Below are 1,267 nucleotides of genomic sequence, written 5' to 3' on the forward strand. Positions count from 1 at the left end.
ATCAGCCCCGCCCTGGGCTACACCGAGGTCGGCGAGGTCCCGTCTATTGTGAGGAGAGTCGAGGGAGACCCCGCTTTGGCTAGAGCCCTGAGAGAGAGGGGCCTCAGCGTAGTGCGGGAGTTCGACTTCGAGTCGTTCAAGAAGAGGCTCTCAAAGGCCTTCCTTTCGTGCTGCCCGCCAGCCAGGGGCTCGTAAATAGGCTTCTCCGGGAGTGTTGCGCCTTGGCATCTAATACCTCTTTCCCACCCCTGCTAGCAGGCTTCTCACCTCCCTTGGCTCCAGCCCGCTCTTTATAGCTGCGACGGCGAGTCTCAGACCCCGTGCAAAGCCTTTTAGTCTAGGGTTACGAGAGTTCCTGGAGTAGACTTCATAGACGTGCGAGAGCAGCTCTAACTTGCTCAAGTCGATTTTAAACCCATACAGGCTGACACCGTAGGGTAGCAACCCGAGCTCTACGCCGATCATGTAGCTTTTAGTAGGGATTACTGCTCTAGACAACGACTCGCCTCTCTCCACGTGTCTCACGATTCCGCCCTTGAAGCGTGTCGCGTGTAGTCCCTGCCTAATGTAATGTAGGGCTAACAACTGCTCGTTGCGCAAGCCCCTCACAGTGTAGCCCTTCAGCTCGAACCCCTCTATGTAGTTTCTCGACTTGAAGCTCAGGTTAACGCCTTTAATGTCTACTGTTAGGACGTACTCGCCCTCCCAGCCATGTTTTTGGTAGAGTTTCTTGAGTGCCGTCAAACCAACGTTGCTAATAAACACGTCGTAGTCGTTCATGTTTTCCAGGAGCGGCTTATTAGCGCCGAGAACCCTCTTAGCCAAGAAGGCTACCAGGCCTGCGCGAGAGGCCCAGACGGTTTTTTCTACGACGAGCCCGCTGGTGATGCCCACTTTACCATGGGTGTTGTGGAACGCGACGTGGTCTTCTACGAACCTCGAACTGGGCACGGCATCGTCGTCTGTTACTATGGTGAGGTCGTACTCCTCCGACACCCTGAAGATCTCGTTCATTGCTTCCTCAAAGAAGCCGCTTTGTTGTACTCTGACCTCGATGTCCAGCTTGTCCTTATATTCGTCTACAATGTCGAGTGTCCTGTCCCCCGGGCTCGGCTTGTAGACTACTAGTACACGGAAGCCCCCCAGGGTCTGGTCGCACAGCGCCTTCAGAGTAGAGCGGATAGCATAGCCTGTCGACGCATTCCTGTAAGTAGGTATGGCGACGAGCACTCTCAAGTCTTGAGACCACCTATCCAGAGGCTGGTGA

Annotated in this window: 1 protein-coding gene and 1 pseudogene; one reads left to right on the forward strand and one right to left on the reverse strand. The window is 54.8% G+C overall.

From position 1 onward, the window contains the following. A pseudogene (locus ACP5VX_RS07280) lies at positions 1–195 on the forward strand (glycosyltransferase); the annotation flags it as partial. Between the two features lie 33 nt (positions 196–228). On the opposite strand, the gene ACP5VX_RS07285 reads toward ACP5VX_RS07280, so the two are convergent. Continuing rightward, positions 229–1,267, reverse strand: a 1,039-nt coding sequence (locus ACP5VX_RS07285) for a glycosyltransferase (protein WP_428725213.1), incomplete at its 5' end; no start/stop codon positions are given.

Origin of the sequence: Thermogladius sp. (assembly GCF_049970955.1) — an archaeon.
GTDB lineage: Archaea > Thermoproteota > Thermoprotei_A > Sulfolobales > Desulfurococcaceae > Thermogladius.